Raw genomic sequence first — 1129 nt, 5'->3', positions numbered from 1 at the left:
CCCGGAGCCCACGGCCCCCAGGCCAGCGCGACGGCCGGCAACCCGGCGCGGCGACGAACGGTGGCGAAGGCGTCCAGGTAGGCGTTGGCAGCCGCATAGTTGGCCTGACCGGCACTGCCCAGCGTCCCCGCCACGGAGGAGAAGACGACGAAGGCCGCCAGATCCGCCTCCCGGGTCAGCTCGTGCAGGTGACCCACCGCATCGACCTTCGGCCGCAGCACACCGGACAACCGCTCCGGCGTCAACGACGCCACCACACCGTCGTCGACGACACCCGCGGTGTGCACCACCGCCGTCAACGGATGCCCGGCCGGGACCGCCCCCAACACCGCCGCGAGCCTCCCGCGGTCGGCCACATCCACCGCCGCCACCTCGACCCGGGCACCCAACGCACCCAACCCGGCCACCAGCCCGGCAGCACCCGGCGCATCCATCCCCCGCCGACTGACCAGCAGCAGACGCCGCACACCATGCCCGACCACCAGACGACGGGCCACCAACGCCCCCAGACCACCCGTACCACCCGTGACCAGAACCGTCCCCTCCGGATCAAGGGGGGCAGGAACCGTCAACACCACCTTGCCGACATGCCTTGCCTGCGACAGGTACCGGAACGCCTCCGGAGCACGCCGCACATCCCAACACGTCACCGGAAGCGGCTCCAGCACACCCGCCTCGAACAACTCCACCAACTCGGCCAGCATCCGCCCGATCCGCTCCGGACCGGCATCCCACAGATCGAACGCCCGATACCTCACACCCGGATACTCGGCAGCCACCGCCCCCGCGTCGCGGACATCGGTCTTGCCCATCTCCAGGAACCGACCACCCCGCGGCAGCAACCGCAACGAGGCATCCACGAACTCCCCCGCCAACGAGTCCAGGACCACATCCACACCCCGGCCACCCGTCGCCGCCAGGAAAGCCGACTCGAACCCCACATCACGCGAGGACGCCACATGCCCCGCATCCAACCCCGCCTCCCGCAACACCCCCCACTTCCCCACACTCGCCGTACCGAACACCTCAGCCCCCAGACACCGGGCCAACTGCGTCGCCGCCATCCCCACACCACCGGCCGCCGCATGCACCAACACCCGCTCACCCGCACACACCGACCCCAGATCCC

1 protein-coding gene is annotated in these 1129 nt (G+C 70.8%); it reads right to left on the bottom strand.

Annotated elements, in window-relative coordinates:
• Nucleotides 1–1129, bottom strand: a 1129-nt coding sequence (locus tag JS756_RS35810; RefSeq protein WP_205387439.1) for an SDR family NAD(P)-dependent oxidoreductase, incomplete at both ends; no start/stop codon positions are given.

Origin of the sequence: Streptomyces actuosus (genome assembly GCF_016921115.1) — a bacterium.
Classification (GTDB): Bacteria; Actinomycetota; Actinomycetes; order Streptomycetales; family Streptomycetaceae; genus Streptomyces; species Streptomyces actuosus_A.
This window is presented reverse-complemented; position numbering and strand designations above follow the sequence as displayed.